Origin of the sequence: Streptomyces sp. NPDC006326 (assembly GCF_040612915.1) — a bacterium.
Taxonomy (GTDB): domain Bacteria; phylum Actinomycetota; class Actinomycetes; order Streptomycetales; family Streptomycetaceae; genus Streptomyces.
In genome coordinates, this window is the sequence record NZ_JBEXRC010000064.1 from 17,773 (window position 1) to 33,672 (window position 15,900).

Annotated in this window: 17 protein-coding genes; 10 read left to right on the forward strand and 7 right to left on the reverse strand. The window is 74.1% G+C overall.

Annotated features, from left to right (window positions below; genetic code table 11):
* Window positions 1–31: 31 nt before the first annotated feature.
* Window positions 32–655 carry a winged helix-turn-helix domain-containing protein gene (locus ABZ128_RS32525; RefSeq protein WP_356853123.1) on the reverse strand — a complete coding sequence of 208 codons (624 nt, stop codon included), beginning with the start codon at window positions 653–655 and terminating at the stop codon, window positions 32–34.
* A gap of 502 nt (window positions 656–1,157) precedes the next feature.
* Window positions 1,158–2,177, reverse strand: coding sequence for a glutamine synthetase (glnII, locus tag ABZ128_RS32530; RefSeq protein ID WP_356853124.1), 1,020 nt, complete (start codon window positions 2,175–2,177; stop codon window positions 1,158–1,160).
* 244 nt (window positions 2,178–2,421) lie between these two features.
* On the opposite strand from glnII, the gene ABZ128_RS32535 reads away from it, so the two are divergent.
* Window positions 2,422–3,363 carry a Gfo/Idh/MocA family oxidoreductase gene (locus ABZ128_RS32535; RefSeq protein WP_356853151.1) on the forward strand — a complete coding sequence of 314 codons (942 nt, stop codon included), beginning with the start codon at window positions 2,422–2,424 and terminating at the stop codon, window positions 3,361–3,363.
* Window positions 3,364–3,446: 83 nt separating this feature from the next.
* Here the strand turns inward: ABZ128_RS32535 and ABZ128_RS32540 are convergent, their stop codons facing one another.
* Complete coding sequence (locus ABZ128_RS32540; RefSeq protein WP_356853126.1) at window positions 3,447–4,007, reverse strand: hypothetical protein; 561 nt, start codon at window positions 4,005–4,007, stop codon at window positions 3,447–3,449.
* Window positions 4,008–4,338: 331 nt separating this feature from the next.
* Window positions 4,339–4,710 (reverse strand): ArsC/Spx/MgsR family protein, encoded by a 372-nt coding sequence (locus ABZ128_RS32545; protein ID WP_356853128.1) that lies wholly within the window; start codon window positions 4,708–4,710, stop codon window positions 4,339–4,341.
* 107 nt (window positions 4,711–4,817) lie between these two features.
* Here ABZ128_RS32545 and ABZ128_RS32550 point away from each other — a divergent pair, with 107 nt between their 5' ends.
* Window positions 4,818–5,075 carry a hypothetical protein gene (locus ABZ128_RS32550; RefSeq protein ID WP_356853130.1) on the forward strand — a complete coding sequence of 86 codons (258 nt, stop codon included), beginning with the start codon at window positions 4,818–4,820 and terminating at the stop codon, window positions 5,073–5,075.
* A 55-nt stretch (window positions 5,076–5,130) separates the two neighbouring features.
* Here ABZ128_RS32550 and ABZ128_RS32555 read toward each other — a convergent pair whose 3' ends face one another.
* Window positions 5,131–5,532: an SMI1/KNR4 family protein gene (locus tag ABZ128_RS32555; RefSeq protein WP_356853131.1), complete on the reverse strand. Its 402-nt coding sequence runs from the start codon at window positions 5,530–5,532 to the stop codon at window positions 5,131–5,133.
* 81 nt (window positions 5,533–5,613) lie between these two features.
* Window positions 5,614–6,744 carry a PP2C family protein-serine/threonine phosphatase gene (locus ABZ128_RS32560; protein ID WP_356853133.1) on the reverse strand — a complete coding sequence of 377 codons (1,131 nt, stop codon included), beginning with the start codon at window positions 6,742–6,744 and terminating at the stop codon, window positions 5,614–5,616.
* 101 nt (window positions 6,745–6,845) lie between these two features.
* On the opposite strand from ABZ128_RS32560, the gene ABZ128_RS32565 reads away from it, so the two are divergent.
* The 3 genes from ABZ128_RS32565 (at window position 6,846) to ABZ128_RS32575 (ending at window position 10,696) form a co-directional block, all read left to right on the forward strand.
* Window positions 6,846–7,526: a VIT family protein gene (locus ABZ128_RS32565; RefSeq protein WP_356853153.1), complete on the forward strand. Its 681-nt coding sequence runs from the start codon at window positions 6,846–6,848 to the stop codon at window positions 7,524–7,526.
* A gap of 861 nt (window positions 7,527–8,387) precedes the next feature.
* Entirely contained in the window at window positions 8,388–9,290 is a 903-nt protein-coding gene (locus ABZ128_RS32570) for a TIGR01777 family oxidoreductase (protein ID WP_356853135.1), read from the forward strand.
* Window positions 9,291–9,433: 143 nt separating this feature from the next.
* The gene (locus tag ABZ128_RS32575) at window positions 9,434–10,696 is read left to right on the forward strand and encodes an FAD-dependent oxidoreductase (RefSeq protein ID WP_356853137.1); all 1,263 of its coding nucleotides are present in this window, start codon (window positions 9,434–9,436) and stop codon (window positions 10,694–10,696) included.
* A gap of 91 nt (window positions 10,697–10,787) precedes the next feature.
* Here the strand turns inward: ABZ128_RS32575 and ABZ128_RS32580 are convergent, their stop codons facing one another.
* A complete protein-coding gene (locus ABZ128_RS32580) occupies window positions 10,788–12,233 on the reverse strand; it encodes a regulator (RefSeq protein ID WP_356853139.1) in 1,446 nt (481 codons plus the stop codon).
* Window positions 12,234–12,405: 172 nt separating this feature from the next.
* Between ABZ128_RS32580 and ABZ128_RS32585 the strand changes: the two genes are divergently transcribed.
* The 5 genes from ABZ128_RS32585 to ABZ128_RS32605 all read left to right on the forward strand — a co-directional run bounded on the left by ABZ128_RS32585 (window position 12,406) and on the right by ABZ128_RS32605 (window position 15,811).
* Window positions 12,406–12,723 carry a hypothetical protein gene (locus ABZ128_RS32585; RefSeq protein ID WP_356853140.1) on the forward strand — a complete coding sequence of 106 codons (318 nt, stop codon included), beginning with the start codon at window positions 12,406–12,408 and terminating at the stop codon, window positions 12,721–12,723.
* A 76-nt stretch (window positions 12,724–12,799) separates the two neighbouring features.
* A complete protein-coding gene (gene lipB, locus ABZ128_RS32590) occupies window positions 12,800–13,600 on the forward strand; it encodes a lipoyl(octanoyl) transferase LipB (protein WP_356853142.1) in 801 nt (266 codons plus the stop codon).
* Window positions 13,601–13,709: 109 nt separating this feature from the next.
* On the forward strand, window positions 13,710–14,657 hold the full coding sequence (lipA, locus tag ABZ128_RS32595) for a lipoyl synthase (RefSeq protein WP_356853144.1): 948 nt from the start codon (window positions 13,710–13,712) through the stop codon (window positions 14,655–14,657).
* 247 nt (window positions 14,658–14,904) lie between these two features.
* Window positions 14,905–15,102 (forward strand): hypothetical protein, encoded by a 198-nt coding sequence (locus tag ABZ128_RS32600; RefSeq protein WP_356853145.1) that lies wholly within the window; start codon window positions 14,905–14,907, stop codon window positions 15,100–15,102.
* Window positions 15,103–15,112: 10 nt separating this feature from the next.
* Entirely contained in the window at window positions 15,113–15,811 is a 699-nt protein-coding gene (locus tag ABZ128_RS32605) for a DUF4191 domain-containing protein (protein WP_356853147.1), read from the forward strand.
* Window positions 15,812–15,900 lie beyond the last annotated feature (89 nt).

A 15,900-nucleotide genomic window follows, 5' to 3' on the forward strand; every position in this document is an offset into this window, starting at 1 on the left:
CCACCAGGCCGTCAGGCGGGCGCCGTCCGGCTCACAGGGCGGACGGGGAGTACTTGTACCCGACCCGCCGCACGGTCTGGATCGCGCCGCGGTGGGCCGCGCCCAGCTTGCGGCGCAGCCGGGCGACGTGGACGTCCACGGTCCGGCCGTCGCCGACGTGCCCGTAGCCCCAGACCGTGGTGACCAGCTGGTCCCGGCTGTGCACCCGGTGGGGGTGCGCCACCAGGTGGGCCAGCAGCTCGAACTCCAGGTACGTCAGGTCGAGTACCCGGCCGTCGACCTCGGCGGTGCGCTGCGCCCCGTCGATACGGACCAGGGCGTCACCGGTGGTGGTCCCGGCGGCCGAGGCCGGGGCGTCGGCGGTGGCCGCGGGGGCCGGGACGGGAACGGACTGCGGGGAGAAGGCGATCGGCGGCTGCTGGTCGGCCGGTACGAGGACCAGGTAGCCGATCATCGGCGGCCGGCCCGGCAGCGCCGGCAGGGTGTGCTGGGGGGCGGGCAGCCAGGTGGCGCCGGGCGGGAGCAGGTCGGCCACGCGGGCGACCTCGTCCGGGTCCACGGCGCGCAGCCGGTGGCGCGGGCCGGGGGGGAAGGGCAGGGGAGCGGTGGCGGCGGAGGCGGTGGAGGCAGACGTCAGGGAACGGGTGTGGGACATGAGTGGTCAGCTCTTTCACGCGGAGGTCGGCAGGAGAGGTGCAGACGTGCGGACGTGCAGACGACGTCGCGTACCGCGCAGACCGAAGGCCTCGGGCAGGTTCGTTGGCAGATCCCGGAAGGCTTTAGAGGGCCGGCGCGTTCTTCGCGCGGCAACACTCCCGGTCGTAATCGTGATCCTGACGAGAGGGCCAGAAGGGTTCGAGGTCGCTGGGACCGTTCGAGGGGTGCGAGTGGCCGGCCATGGGCCCATTGAAGCAGATGCAGGGGCGCCGGGGCAGGCCTCGTCTCAACAGGCGGAGCGGAATCTCAAATTCAGCGACCTTCCGCGGAGTGGCTGGTGAGCGAATCCGGATGAACCGGCATGTTCCGGACTGCCCTTCTTCCTCGGGGGAAGGCCCGTGTATCGCATCGTGGACGGATCCGTCCCAGGCCCGATGTCCCCGACAGCAGAACGCCCGCCGGTCCGCGGGGACTCGGCGGGCGACTACGTCAGCCGGGGCTCAGACCAGGCCGTCCTTCTCCAGGCCCGTGCAGCAGGTGTCGGTGATGAGGCGGGTCACCACGTACGGGTCCACGTTCGCGTTCGGGCGGCGGTCCTCGATGTAGCCCTTGCCGTCCTTCTCGACCTGCCACGGGATGCGGACCGAGGCGCCGCGGTCGGAGACGCCGTAGCTGAACTCGTTCCACGGGGCGGTCTCGTGCAGACCCGTCAGACGCTCGTCGATGCCGGCGCCGTAGTTCTTCACGTGGTCCATCGGCTTGCTGCCCTCGCCCAGCGCCTCGCACGCGGAGATGATCGCGCGGTAGTCCTCGCGCATCGCCTTCGTGGAGAAGTTGGTGTGCGCGCCCGCGCCGTTCCAGTCGCCCTTCACCGGCTTCGGGTTCAGCGTCGCGGAGACGTTGAAGTCCTCGGCCGTGCGGTAGAGCAGCCAACGGGCGATCCACAGCTGGTCCGAGACCTCCAGCGGGCCGACCGGGCCGACCTGGAACTCCCACTGGCCGGGCATGACCTCGGCGTTGATGCCGGAGATGCTCAGGCCCGCCGTCAGGCAGTGGTCCAGGTGCTTCTCGACGATCTCGCGGCCGAAGATCTCGTCCGAGCCGACACCGCAGTAGTAGCCGCCCTGCGCGGCCGGGAAGCCGTTCACCGGGAAGCCGAGCGGACGGGCGCCGTCGAAGAAGGTGTACTCCTGCTCGATGCCGAAGATCGGCTCCTGGCCGGCGAACTTCTCGGCGACCGGGCGCAGCAGCGCGCGGGTGTTCGACTCGTGCGGGGTCATGTCGATGTTCAGCACCTCGCACAGCACGAGGACGTCGTTCCCGCCGCGGATCGGGTCCGGGCAGGAGAACACCGGCTGGAGCACGCGGTCGGAGGCGTGGCCCTCGGCCTGGTTGGTGCTCGACCCGTCGAAGCCCCAGATCGGCAGCTCGGCGCCGTCGGCGAGGATCTTCGTCTTGGAGCGCAGCTTCGCCGTCGGCTCGGTGCCGTCGATCCAGATGTACTCAGCCTTGTAGCTCACGGGCCCCATCCTTCGGTGCGTCGCTCCGGCGCAGCCTCTGCGGGTGCTGCTGCTGCGGGTCACTGCGTTCTGCGGTGCTGCGGCGTGAACCGCAGCCTGTCCTGCGCAGCGTGCCCGGTGGCGATTTCTCTTCCGTTGCCCGTGTGTGAACCCCGTGTTACCGAGGTTTACACCGCAGGTCGGGTGGCTTGTGCGGGTTGATGGCAGCACGCCCGTCCGAGTGGGGCACACTTGGCCGGTGAGCATTTCGTACGATTTGACCTCCGGCGGTGCCCCTGCGGGCCCCCTCCCCGTGCCCGCCCGCCCCCGGGTCGGCCTGCTGGGCACCGGTCCCTGGGCCCACCGCACCCACGCCCCCGCCCTCGCCGCCCACGCCGGCTCCGAATTCGCCGGAGTGTGGGGCCGCCGGCCCGAAGCCGCGGCCGAGCTGGCCGACGCGTACCACGTGAAGGTGTACGAAGACCCCGACGCGCTGTTCGCGGACTGTGATGTCGTGGCCTTCGCCCTGCCGCCGGACGTGCAGGCTCCGCTCGCCGTCCGCGCCGCGGCCGCGGGCCGTCACCTGCTGCTCGACAAGCCCGTCGCCACGACCGTCGCGGACGCCCGCGCCGTGGCCGACGCCGCCGACCGGCACGGCGTCGCCTCCGTCGTCTTCTTCACCCTCCGCTTCGCCGAGCCCGCCGCCGGATGGGTGCAGGAGCAGGTCGGGCGCACCGGCTGGTTCACGGCCAGCGCGCACTGGCTCGGCGCCGTCTTCCCGCCCGACGGTGCGCCCAGCGCGTACGCCGACTCGCCCTGGCGCAAGGACAAGGGCGGGCTGTGGGACGTCGGCCCGCACGCCCTGTCCGTGCTGATCCCGGTACTCGGCGAGGTGACTTCGGTCAGTGCCACCCGCGGCCCCTCCGACGTGGTCCAGCTGGCCCTGCGCCACGCCTCGGGCGCGGCGAGCACGGCGGTGCTCAGCCTGGGTGCACCGACCGCCGCCGCCGGGGTGGGGCTGGAGGTGCGCGGGGCCGAGGGCGTCTTCTCGCTGCCCAACTGGACGGACGTGCCCGGCGCGTACGGGCGTGCCCTCGACGCCCTGCTCACCGCCGCCCGGACCGGGGAGCCGGATCCGCGGGGGGCGCGGTTCGCGGCGCGGGTGACGGAGATCCTGGCGGAGGCGGAGGGGCAGCTGTCCGACTGAGCGGCGGGGTGGGTGGTGCTCAGGGCTGCTCGGGGCTGCTCGGGGCTGCTCGGGCCGGTGCTCGGCCTGCTTGACGGCTCGGGCTACTTGATGAGGGCGTTGGCCGCGATGATCACCAGGCCGATGGTGGCGTCGGCGACGCCCCTCAGCAGGGCCGGGCCGAGCCGGTAGCCGACCCGGACCGCCACGAAGGAGCCCCAGCCGAACAGCAGGGCGGTGTTCGCGCCGAGCCCGACGGCGGTCACGCCGGGGGAGTCCCAGTGGGCGAGCCCGGCGGAGACCAGCAGCAGCACGGTGGGCAGGGTGGCCGCGATCATCGGCCACTCGTTCCACAGCGCCCGCCCCAGCAGCCGCCACGGGTGCCCGGAGGAGCCGGAGTGGTGGCTGCTCATGTGGTGGGAGTAGCCGTGCGCGAGGCCGGCCGCGACCGCGGTGACCAGGACCCAGCTGGCGTCGTAGTACGGGGTGTACTCGCCGCCCTTCTGGTCCAGCGCGGCCAGCAGTCCTGCGGCCAGCACGGTTCCGTACACCCCGCCGAACATCCAGTCGGCCGTCCGCCGCGGCGGAGGCAGCAGGCGGTCGCCCCGGCCGGCCGCCTCCGGTGCGGTCTCGGGCGGCTGCGGGCTCTGCTGCTGCTCGGTCACGACGGTCCTGCCCTTTCGGTGTGATGGGTCCCTTGTGTCTTTTTCACACCTTATGGGGTGGGGAGGTGAGGGCGGGATCAGTCCGGGGTGGCCGGCGCGGGCGGGGCCGGTGGGCCGGGGGTGGGCGGGTTCGTGAGCCGGCGGCTCGGCGGCGGCGCCGTGTCGACACGGCCCGGGCGGACCGTGGGGGACTGCTCAGGGTGCCCGCGGGGACGAGGTGTTCGGGGGCCGGCTCCTGGAGGGCGCCGACCGGTCTGCGGCCCGCCGCCCGTGCGGGGGTCCACCCCAACGCGGCGGCCCGCCGGGCCGGCTGGGTTGCGGGGCGGTGGGGTCAGGGGTGGCGGGAGAGGGCTTCGCGGACTGCCTCCTCGGAGCGGGCGACCACCGCGGTGCCGTCCTCGGCGGTGATGATGGGGCGCTGGATGAGCTTCGGGTGGGCCGCCAGGTGGGAGATCCAGCGGGCCCGGGCCGCGTCGTTCTCCTCGCGCGGCAGGTCCCGTACGCCGGTCTCCTTGGCCAGCGGGTCGGAGGTGCGGGTGATGTCCCACGGCTCCAGCCCGAGGCGGCCGAGCACCTCGCGGATCTCGTCCTCGGAGGGCACGTCCTCCAGGTAGCGGCGGACGGTGTAGTCGGCGCCCTCGGCGTCCAGCAGGGTGAGCGCGCTACGGCACTTCGAACAGGCGGGATTGATCCAGATCTCCATGGCCCCCAGCCTAGCCAGTGCCGGTCTGGCCAGGGGCTTCTGTCAGTGGGCGCCGGTAAAATCGAGGGAGAACGACAGGACGCCAACTACCGTTTGGGAGGCTGTAGATGGCCACTGCCACCACCGTCCAGCCCGTCAAGAAGAAGCCCCTGCCCGCGGGTCTGCCCCGCGAGTGGTACGAGAGCCACAACCGCCGACTGAAGGCGATGCGGCTGGCGATATCCCTGCTCGACTCGGGGACGTACGACGCCCGGCGCGCCACCAACCGGAAGATCCGCACGATGGCCGTCCGCACGGGCATCCACCGCCCGTCGAACGTGACGTGCAAGCTGGTGCGCGCCTTCATCGTGAGCAACGCGGCCTGACCCGCCGCCCGTACGTACGGCACGCCGCCGGGACCCGGCCCCGGGTCCCGGCCGGTCAGCGGCAGAAGGCCATGACGGTCCCGTCGAAGCCGGGGAACTCCCGGCCGGCCGGCTCGATCACGGCCTTCGCCGGCTTGCGCCGGTCGGGTGCGTACCGTTCCGCGACGGCCACCCGCTCCGCATCGGGGTGCGGGAGCCGCTCGGGCACGTACGAGGTGGCTGCTTCCGACGGGCCGACACCGTCGGCGAGCAGCCACAGGAAGTCGTCCAGGTCGCGGGCGACGACGCCGGTCTCGCCCTCGGAGCCGAGGAAGACGACGGGCTGCCCGGACAGCGGCCGCTGCGGGCGGACCAGCCAGAAGGCGGCGTAGCCGCCGGTGCCGTCCTGGCCGAAGACGCGGAACTCCTCGCCGGTCAGCTCCGTGTTGCCGGTCCACGCCTGGAGCCGGTCGGTCATCGGCAGGAGTCACGCGCACGGAGTAGGGAGTGACCCGCGGGACGGGGCCTGCCGGGTGTGGCCTCGGCCCGCGGAGGGCCGCTAGCCGTGGGCCGGGCCGTCGGGGGTGGCCGCCGCGAGGGTGAGGACCAGGAGGGCCACGTCGTCGCGCGGGCCGCCGCGGGTGAAGGCCACCAGGTCCTGCCAGACGGCGAGCAGCAGGCCCGAGGGGTCGGTGGCCAGGACGGGGACGCGGGTCGCCAGCGGGTAGAAGTCGCCGGCCGCGTCGCGGGCCTCCGTGACCCCGTCCGTGTGGGCGAGCAGGCGGTCCCCGGGGAGGAGGGGGACGTCGGCGACCGGCGGCAGGGTCGGACCGGCCAGGCCCAGGCCCAGCGGTGGTCCCGGCTCCACGTCCACCTCGGACACCGTGTGCGTCCGCAGCAGCAGCGCCGGCGGGTGCCCGCAGGACACGACCCGTACGAGGTCCTGGCCGGGCGGGAATTCCAGCAGCAGGGCGGTCGCGAACAGTTCCGGCCGCTGACCGGGGGGAGCGGCCGGGTCCGACAGCGCGGGCTCGGCGGTGTCGGCCAGCAGCCTGCGGTCCAGCCGGGCGGCCACCGCCGTGAGCTCCGCGTCGTCCAGGACCCCTTCCCGGAAGGCCCCGAGCAGCGCCGCGACGGTGCCGACCGCGGCCAGGCCGTGCCCCTGGACGTCACCGACGAGCGCCCGGACCCCGTACGGCCCGGCCCGTACGTCGTACAGGTCGCCGCCGACCAGCGTGCCCTGCTGGGCGGCGCGGTACAGGCCGGCGCAGTGCACCGGGCCGACGCGTTCCGGCACGGGCGGCAGTACGGCGAGCTGGGCCGCCTCGGCGACGGTGCGCACGTTCACCAGCTGGGCGTCGCGTCGCCGCCGGACCCAGGCGATCACCACGCTGAGCAGCGCCACCGCGGAGACGGTGGCCAGGTCCGAACCATGGGCGTGCGCTATCCCCAGTGAGGGGACGCCGATCAGCAGGATCACGATCGCGGCGAAGACGGCGGTGCCGGCCGCCCCGTACGCGAAGGCGGCGACGGGGGGCAGGCCGGCCAGGAAGTAGCCCAGCTCGACATCGCCCGGGGTGGCGCTCTGCGCGAGCACCAGCACCACCATGGCCACCGCGGGCGCGAACCGGGCCCAGCGCGGTGGCGGCTCCCCGCGCAGCCAGCCGGGCTCCTGGCGTCGGCGTCTCACCCCTCCACCCTGGTACGGGGGCGGGGGCCGCGCACCCCGGACCGCCCCGCCGGGTGGCCTTGCGGGGTCCGTACGCCGAAAGTGGTCCCGTGACGGAAGAGATGCAGAGCGCGGTGATCAGCACCCGGCTGAACTGGCTGCGCGCGGGGGTGCTCGGCGCGAACGACGGGATCATCTCGACGGCGGGCCTGGTGGTGGGCGTCGCCGGGGCCACCACCTCGCGGTCGGCGATCCTGGCGGCAGGGGTGGCCGGACTGCTGGCGGGCTCGCTGTCGATGGCGGCGGGGGAGTACGTGTCGGTCAGCTCCCAGCGGGACTCCGAGGAGGCCGCGCTGGCCCTGGAGCGGCGGGAGCTGGCCGAGGAGCCGGAGGCGGAGCTGAACGAGCTGACCGAGCTGCTGGAGGCGAGGGGGCTGAGCCGGGCCCTGGCGCGGGAGGCGGCGGAGCAGCTGACGGCGCGGGACGCGCTGAGGGCGCACGCGAGGGTGGAGCTCGGGATCAACCCGGACGAGCTGGCCAATCCGTGGCACGCGGCGCTGGCGAGCCTGGTGGCGTTCACGGTGGGGGCGGTGCTGCCGCTGCTGGCGATCGTCCTGCCGGGCCCGTCGGAGCGGGTCCCGGTGACCGCGGCGGCGGTCCTGGCGGCACTGACGCTGTGCGGCGTCCTCAGCGCCCGCCTGGGCAGCGCGCCGGTGCCGAGGGCGGTCCTGCGCAACGTGGCCGGCGGCGCGCTGGCCATGGCGGTCACCTACGCGGTCGGCACCTGGCTCGGCACCTCCTGACCCGGCCCGGCCCAGCCGGTCGACGCCACGCCGCCCCGCCGAACCCGCATCCCGCGCCCCTGCACCACGACTCCGGCCCGGCCGCCCCCGGCGCCCCGCGGCGGCCATGCCCAGGTCCTGCGGGGCGGCGCGGCTCCGGTCCGGCACCGGGGTTGCGGCGACGCCCGACCCCGCGGCGGGCCGCGTCCGGCCGGGGGCCGCGCTCGTCCTCAGCGGAGCGCCGCAGCTCCGGCCCGGCTGAACCCGGCGCCCGCCGGTGGTGCCGAGCCAGGCGGTGTCCGCTCCGCGGCGGTGTCCGGCGGCGGCAGCGCTCGCGCCCCGGCCGGGCCGAGCCCGCCGGTGCCCGCCCCGGGGCGGTGCCCAGCCAGCGGTGATGCCTGCTCCGCGGCGGTGTCCGGCCAGCGGTGGTGCCCGCGCGGCGGCAGCGCTCGTGTCCCGCCCAGCCAGCCGTTGGGCCCGGGCGGCAGCCCCCCGGTGGTGCGGAGCCCGGCTGACCAGGCGCCCCTGGCGGTGCTGAGCGAGGCGGTGCCCGGCCAGCGTGATGCCCGGGCGGCGGTAGCGCCCGAGCCTCGGCGGCGCGGAGTCCGGCGACTCCCCGCGGGCAGTCACCACCGCCGGGCCGGCACCCCGCCTGGAGGACACCACCGCCGGACCGACACCACCGCCGGGCAGTCACCGCCGCCGGGCGGGCACGATCGCCGGGCGGCCCCCCGGGCAGTCACCACCGCCGGGCCGGCACCCCCCGGAGGACACCACCGCCGGACCGGCACCGCCGACGGGCAGCCGCCGCCGCGTACCCGAGGGGCGGGTGGTTCGTCGGGGGTGCCGGCAACCCCCGAAGGGCGTTGGCATGATGGGGGGATGCGTATCGCTCTCACCGGGTCCGGTGGTCTGATCGGGCAGGCTCTGGCGCGGTCCCTGCGCGGCGACGGGCACGACGTCGTGCGTTTCGTGCGGCGGCCGGTCGCCGCGCCCGACGAGGCGGCCTGGGACCCCGGTCGCGGGTACGTCGATCCCGCCGGCCTCGACGGCTGCGCAGCCGTCGTGCACCTCGCCGGGGCCGGGGTCGGCGACCGGCGCTGGACCGAGGCGTACAAGAAGGAGATCCGCGACAGCCGGATCAACGGCACGCGGGCCATCGCCCGTGCCATCGCCGCGCAGGACCGGCCGCCTGCCGTCTTCGTGTCCGGTTCCGCCATCGGCTACTACGGCGACACCGGTGACCGCCCCGTCGACGAGGACGCCCCCGCCGGGAGCGGTTTCCTGCCGGAGCTCTGCGTCGAGTGGGAGGCGGCCGCCGCCCCCGCCCGGGAGGCCGGCGTACGGACGGTCCTGGCCCGGACCGGGCTGGTGGTCGCCGCCCACGGCGGGGCCTGGGGGAAGCTGTTCCCCATTTTCCGCGCGGGGATCGGCGGCCGGCTGGGCAACGGCCGCCAGTACTGGTCGTACATCTCCCTCCACGACGAGATCGCCGCCCTGCGCCACCTCATCGACACCCCCGGCCTCGACGGCCCGGTCAACCTGACCGCCCCCGAACCGCTGACCAACCGTGAGGTCACCGCGGCCATGGGACGCGTCCTGCGCCGCCCGACCCTGTTCTCCGTGCCGGCGCCGGTCCTGCGCGTCGTCCTCGGGGAGTTCGCGCAGGACGTGCTGGGCAGTCAGCGGGTGCGCCCCGCCCGGCTGTTGGAGTCGGGGTTCGCCTTCCGCCACCCGGGCATCGACGAGGCGATCCGTGCGGCGCTGGCGGGGGAGCACCCGTAGTCGCCGTGCGACCGTTCGTGCTCCGGATGCGACCGCTGTGCGACCGGAGTTGACCGTAATACTCCGCCCCGCCGGGGTTCCCCTTGAACCGCTTGGGGGAAGGAGGAACCCCACACAGCCGCGCCGACCTCGGGGAGGGGCACGTGCTCACCAGCTCGCACCACGCACAGCATGCGGACGTCGTCATCGTAGGAGCCGGGGTCTCAGGACTCGCGGCCGCACACCACCTGATCGCGGCAGGGGTCACGGTCACCGTCCTGGAGGCCGCCGACGACCCCGGCGGACGGATGGCCACCGAGCAGGCCGACGGCTTCCGGCTGGACCGGATCGGACAGCTGCTCAACACCTCCTACACGGAGCTCGACCGGACCCCCGGCCTCGCCGACCTGGTCCTGCGGCCCTTCGCGCCGGGGGTGCTCGTCCACGCCGACGGCAGGCAGCAGCGGGTCGGGACCCGCACCCCGGCCCGGGCGCTGGCCAGCGGCTCCTTCGACCAGGCCCGCCTCAGCGCGTTCCTCGGCCGGCTCGCCGCCCTGCCCGTCGACCGGGTCCTGGCCCGCCCCGAGCGCACCGCGCTCGCCGCCCTGCGCTCCCGGGCCCTCGGCACCACCCTGCGGCCCCTGCTCTCCGCGCTGCTGCGCGATCCGGAGCTCACCACCTCCAGCCGGGTCGCCGACCTCGCGCTGCGCAGCTTCGCCCGCGGCCGCCTCGCCGTGCCCGAGGGCGGAGCCTCGGCCCTGCCCGAGCTGCTGGCCGCCGCGCTGCCGCCCGGCACCGTCCGCACCGGGGTCCGGGTCCGGTCGGTGGCGACCAACCTCGTCACCACCGAGGACCACGGCGACTTCGGCTGCCGCTCCGCCGTCCTGGCCACCGGGGCGCGGGCCGCCGCCGAGCTGCTGCCCGGGCTGCGGGTGCCGGACTTCCACGAGGTCACGGTGATCCACCACGCCACCCCCGCCGGGGCGGGCCCGCTGCCCTGGGACGGCTCCCTCCTGCTGGACGGGGACCCGGGGTGGCCCGTCGCCCACACCGCCGTGATGAGCGCGGTGGACCCGACGCGGGCCCCGGCCGGCCGCAGCCTGGTCACCACCACCGTGCTCGGGCCGCCGCCGGCCGCCCGGACGGTCACCTCGCGGCTGGCCCGGCTGTACGAGACCGCCACCCGCGACTGGGAGCTGCTGGCCGTCCACCACACCCCGGAGGCCGTCCCGGCCATGCCGCCGCCCCACGACCTGCGGCGCCCGGTACGGGTCCTGGCCGGGCTCTACGTGTGCGGCGACCACCGGGACTCCAACACCGTCCAGGGCGCCCTGAACTCGGCCCGGCGCGCGGCCACCGCCGTCCTGCGGGACTTCGGCATCCGGCTCCCGGTCAGCGCGGAGCCCGCCCTTCCGGCGGCGGCCTGAGGCCACACCCCCCAGAGGCCCGGTTCCGCCCGGCGGAACCGGGCCCTCCGTGTCGCGCCGCCACGCCGTCGCACCGCCGCGCCCGTCCCGCTCAGGACAGCGCCGCGACCCGGTCCCGGTAGGTCCGCACCGCCGCGGCGTCCCGGTACGGCTCCAGCCTGCGCTCGAAGTCCCGTACGTACTCCACCGCCCGCACCGACCGCATCTCCATCGCCTGCTGCGCCGCCTCCGCGCCCAGCGCGCAGGCCTGGTCCAGCTCACCGAGCCCCAGCCGGGCCGTGGCCAGCACCACCCGGCAGAACAGCCGCGACCGCGCGAAGCCCGGCGCCCGCAGCTGGAGCGAGCGCTCCGCGTGCTGGGCCGACGCCCGGTACTGCTGGAGGTCCCGGTGGCAGTGCCCGAACTCGTCCGCCAGCTGCGCCTCGTCGAACAGCCGCGCCCAGTGCGGTACGTCGTCCCCGGGCCGGGCCGCGCCCAGCGCCCGCTCGGCCCGCACCAGCGAGGCCGTCGCCGCCCGGACCTCGCCCAGGACCGCGTGCCCGCGCGCCTCCGCCGCGTGGAGCAGCGCCTGCACCACCGGCGGCGGCCCCGAGCCGACGCCCTGCTGGGCGACGCGGGCCAGCTGCACCGCCTCCCGGCCGTGGCCGAGGTAGACCGCCTGCCGGCTCATGGTCACCAGCACGTAGCTGCCGTACGGCCGGTCCGCCGCGGCCTGCGCGAGCCGCAGGGCCTGCACGAAGTAGCGCTGGGCGAGGCCGTGCGCGGCGATGTCGTACGAGGTCCAGCCCGCGAGCCGGGTCAGGTCGGCGGCGGCCGCGAACAGCCGCCGCCCGGTGGTCTCCCCGTACGTGCCGCGCAGCATCGGCTCGGCCTCGTGCTCCAGGTACCGCACCAGTGCCTGGCGGGCGTGGCCGCCGCCGTACGCCTGGTCCAGGCTGCGGAACAGCTCGCTGACCGAGCGCAGCGCCGCGATGTCCCCGCCGGTCACCCGCTGGCCGGGCCCGCGGTCGATCTGCCGCTGGCGGGGGACCGAGGGCCGGCCCTGCATCGGCACCCGGGCCGCGGCGGCGACCGGGTCGGCGCCGCGGGCCACCCGCTCGTCGGGCCGGCCGATGAGCCAGTCGCGGCTGGGCACGACCAGACCGGCCGGGGTGAAGGCGATCTTGCGCAGCTCGGCGTGGGAGCCGGAGTCCTTGCGCCACAGCCCGCTGGCGATGTCCACGGCCTCCTCGGGGGTGGCCGCGAACTCCAGCCCCGCGTACACCGGTGCGCAGGCGTCCAGCCCGAGGTCCTGCGCCGAGAGCCGGCGGCCCAGGCGCCGGGTGAAGACCTCCGCGATCAGCGCCGGGGTGGTCCCGCGCGGCTGCTGCCCGCGCAGCCAGCGGGTCACCGAGGTCTTGTCGTACCGCAGGTCGAGACCGTGCTCCAGGCCGAGCTGGTCGACGCGGCGGGCGAGACCGGCGTTGGAGAACCCGGCTTCCGCGATCAGCGCCGCGAGCTGCCGGTTGGGGACGCGCTGGGCAGGTCGTTCCGTCATCGGCTCCACGGTTTCCGTACGTGACGGACCGGAGTCCCGGCCCTGTGAACGGCGTGAATGTAGCGGCGAACTTCGTCCGCGCCGCCCTGTCTGCCCCACATTCATCCGATCGTGTGCAGAATCGGTCGGGCTCTTTACGGACCGGTCCCCTCCCCCCGCGTACGCTGCCGCCATGACCCGCAGGCCCCAGGGGGCGCAGCCGCCCGCAGAGACCCGTGCGGCGCCGTCCGCGCCCGAGCCGCTGCCGGCGCCCGAGCTCACCGAGGCCGAGTGCAGGCGCTGCGGCACCTACATCGCGGGGCTCGACGGGCGGTACGCCTGCGGGGTGTGCGGGTGGGTCAACGACCACTCCGAGGGCCACCGGAGGCTGCCGCGTGCGGACGAGGACCCGGACCGGCCGGCCCACGGGCGCCGGCGTCCCCGGCTCCTGCCCGGGCCCCTGCCGGAGCTGCCCGGGCCGCTGCCGGAGCCCCCGCCGCCGGGCGCCTGAGGCCGCGGGAGCGGGCGGCCGTACCCTTGGCTGGTGCGATACGTGCACACAGCAGGTTCAACGAGGAGGCGCTGCCGTGGCTGAGCTTGGGTTTGTCCATCTGGGCTTCGGACCGGACTACGTCGAGTACACCGGCGCGTGGGAGGAGCAGCGGCGCGTCCACGCCGCGCGCTTCGCGGACGAGATCGGCGACACCTGCCTGCTGCTGGAGCACGAGCCCGTCTACACCGCCGGCCGGCGCACCGACCCGAGCGAGCGGCCGCTGGACGGCACCCCGGTCGTCGACGTGGACCGCGGCGGCAAGATCACCTGGCACGGCCCGGGCCAGCTGGTCGGCTACCCGATCATGAAGCTGCCGCGGCCGGTGGACGTGGTCGCGCACGTGCGCCGCCTGGAGGAGGCGCTCATCCGCACCGCCGCCGACTTCGGCCTGGAGACCACCCGGGTCGAGGGCCGCAGCGGGGTCTGGGTCCTCGGTGACCCGGTCGAGGAGCGCCCGAAGCCCGGCGGCCTCTCCCTGGACATGGACCCCCGCCTCACCGACGAGGAGTTCGACCCGCGGCTGAACGGCCCCGAGTACGCCCCCTCCAACGCGGGCCAGCGCCGTGAGGACCGCAAGCTCGCCGCGATCGGCATCCGGGTCGCCAAGGGCGTCACCATGCACGGGTTCTCGTTCAACGTGAACCCGGACAGCACCTGGTTCGACCGGATCATCCCGTGCGGCATCCGGGACGCCGGTGTGACCTCGCTCTCGTACGAACTGGGCCGCGAGGTCACCATCGCCGAGGTCCTGCCCGTCGCCGAGAAGCACCTGAAGGACGTCCTGGAGCACGCCGAGCTGCGGCCCCGGGAGATCGAGCCGGTGGCGGGCGCGTAGCCGGCGGGGAATGGGTCCGGCCGCGCGCAGGTTGGCCGTCGTAAGAGCGTACGAAATTACGGGCGTACCCTGGTGGGCGCCGAAGAATCGAAGTCACAGGGAGCCGGTCGTGTCCGCAGTCGCACCCGACGGACGCAAGATGCTGCGCCTGGAGGTCCGCAACAGCCAGACCCCCATCGAGCGCAAGCCCGAGTGGATCAAGACCCGGGCGAAGATGGGTCCCGAGTACACGAAGATGCAGGCCCTGGTGAAGGGCGAAGGACTGCACACGGTGTGCCAGGAAGCCGGTTGTCCGAACATCTACGAATGCTGGGAGGATCGCGAGGCCACCTTCCTCATCGGAGGCGACCAGTGCACCCGGCGCTGTGACTTCTGCCAGATCGACACGGGCAAGCCCGAGGCCCTGGACCGTGACGAGCCCCGCCGCGTCGGCGAGTCGGTCGTCACGATGGACCTGAACTACGCCACGATCACCGGCGTCGCCCGCGACGACCTGCCTGACGGCGGCGCCTGGTTGTACGCCGAGACCGTGCGCCAGATCCACCGGCAGACGGCGGGGCGCGAGGGCGGCCACACCAAGGTCGAGCTGCTGGCCCCCGACTTCAACGCGGTGCCGGAGCTGCTGGAGGAGGTCTTCGCCTCCCGCCCCGAGGTCTTCGCGCACAACGTCGAGACGGTCCCCCGGATCTTCAAGCGGATCCGCCCCGCCTTCCGCTACGAGCGCTCCCTCGACGTGATCACGCAGGCGCGCGCCTACGGCCTGGTCACCAAGTCGAACCTGATCCTCGGCATGGGCGAGGAGCGCGAGGAGGTCTCGCAGGCCCTGAAGGACCTCCACGAGGCCGGCTGCGAGCTCATCACCATCACCCAGTACCTGCGGCCCTCGCCCCGGCACCACCCCGTGGAGCGCTGGGTGAAGCCGGCCGAGTTCGTGGAGCTGGCGAAGGAGGCCGAGGAGATCGGCTTCTCCGGTGTGATGTCGGGCCCCCTGGTCCGCTCCTCGTACCGGGCCGGCCGCCTGTACCAGCAGGCGATGGAGAAGCGCGCGACCGTCTGACCGACGATGCCGCGGATTGTGTGAATTCGCGCACAAATGCTTACTGATCAGTAATACCGCACTGGCGCGGCCCCTAGGCTCTTTATAGGAAGAGTCCGGCGGGCCGCGCCAATGTTTCATCATCGTTTGACCGCGAGGTCATGCCCTGGTAACACCAATCAGTGACGATAGGTCCACGCACCGCGCACACCACCGCACAGCCGCTGACCGCACTGTCCGACCTGAGCACCGTGAAAGGGATCGACTTATGCAGGCCGCGCCCGTACGCGCCATCGCCATCCCGTCGTTCACCGATGCCTTCCGCGGCATCGAGTCGCTGCTCATGAGCGGCGCCCGCCGGAACGCCTGGAGCGCTGTCCTGGAGGACCGCCGCAGGGCCAGGGACCGGGTCGAGACCGAGCACGTACTGGAGGCCGCTGCGACCCGGACCCCGCAGGCCACGTAAACTTCGCCTTATGGCGAGGAAGTCAAACGCAGAGACTGCTGCGAACCCCGGGCGACTGAAGCAGATCGCCCTGACCTACAAGATGACGCGCAAGGCCGACCCGAAGGTCGGTCTGATCGTCGCGGGCGTGGGAATCGTCACCTTCGGTGTCTTTCTTGCGATCGGCTTCCTGATCGACCACCCGGTCTACCTGGGCATTCTGGGCTTCCTGGTGGCTTTCCTCGCGATGGCGATCGTCTTCGGACGGCGGGCCGAGCGAGCTGCCTTCGGGCAGATGGAAGGACAGCCGGGCGCGGCTGCGGCCGTACTGGACAACGTGGGCCGGGGCTGGACGACCACTCCGGCCATCGCGATGAACCGGAACCAGGACATCGTCCACCGGGCCGTCGGCAAGGCCGGTGTCGTGCTGATCGCCGAGGGCAACGCGAACCGGCTCAAGCCCATGCTGGCCGCCGAGAAGCGCAAGATGGCCCGGATCATGCCGGACGTCCCGGTGCACGACTTCATCGTGGGCACCGGCGAGGGCGAGGTCCCGCTCAAGAAGCTGCGTACGACGCTGCTGAAGCTGCCGCGCGTACTGGCCGGACCGCAGATCACCCAGGTGAACGACAAGCTGCGGGCCATGGGCGACCTCATGAGCAACATGCCGCTGCCGAAGGGCCCGATGCCCAAGGGCATGCGGATGCCGCGCGGCGGAAAGATGCGCTGACCCGCTTTTCGTATACGGCGAGCACGCACGCGCACGTCGCACCCCACGCACGTCACAGGGGCGCCCCCGGAGCCGATCGGCTCCGGGGG

What these genes read in the sequence shown, in the direction of transcription:
- ABZ128_RS32525 (WP_356853123.1), bottom strand. Translation starts at nt 655, where the DNA reads ATGTCCCACACCCGTTCCCTGACGTCTGCCTCCACCGCCTCCGCCGCC.
- ABZ128_RS32545 (WP_356853128.1), bottom strand. Translation starts at nt 4,710, where the DNA reads ATGGAGATCTGGATCAATCCCGCCTGTTCGAAGTGCCGTAGCGCGCTC.
- ABZ128_RS32550 (WP_356853130.1), top strand. Translation starts at nt 4,818, where the DNA reads ATGGCCACTGCCACCACCGTCCAGCCCGTCAAGAAGAAGCCCCTGCCC.
- ABZ128_RS32555 (WP_356853131.1), bottom strand. Translation starts at nt 5,532, where the DNA reads ATGACCGACCGGCTCCAGGCGTGGACCGGCAACACGGAGCTGACCGGC.
- ABZ128_RS32565 (WP_356853153.1), top strand. Translation starts at nt 6,846, where the DNA reads ATGCAGAGCGCGGTGATCAGCACCCGGCTGAACTGGCTGCGCGCGGGG.
- ABZ128_RS32570 (WP_356853135.1), top strand. Translation starts at nt 8,388, where the DNA reads ATGCGTATCGCTCTCACCGGGTCCGGTGGTCTGATCGGGCAGGCTCTG.
- ABZ128_RS32580 (WP_356853139.1), bottom strand. Translation starts at nt 12,233, where the DNA reads ATGACGGAACGACCTGCCCAGCGCGTCCCCAACCGGCAGCTCGCGGCG.
- ABZ128_RS32585 (WP_356853140.1), top strand. Translation starts at nt 12,406, where the DNA reads ATGACCCGCAGGCCCCAGGGGGCGCAGCCGCCCGCAGAGACCCGTGCG.
- ABZ128_RS32600 (WP_356853145.1), top strand. Translation starts at nt 14,905, where the DNA reads ATGCAGGCCGCGCCCGTACGCGCCATCGCCATCCCGTCGTTCACCGAT.
- ABZ128_RS32605 (WP_356853147.1), top strand. Translation starts at nt 15,113, where the DNA reads ATGGCGAGGAAGTCAAACGCAGAGACTGCTGCGAACCCCGGGCGACTG.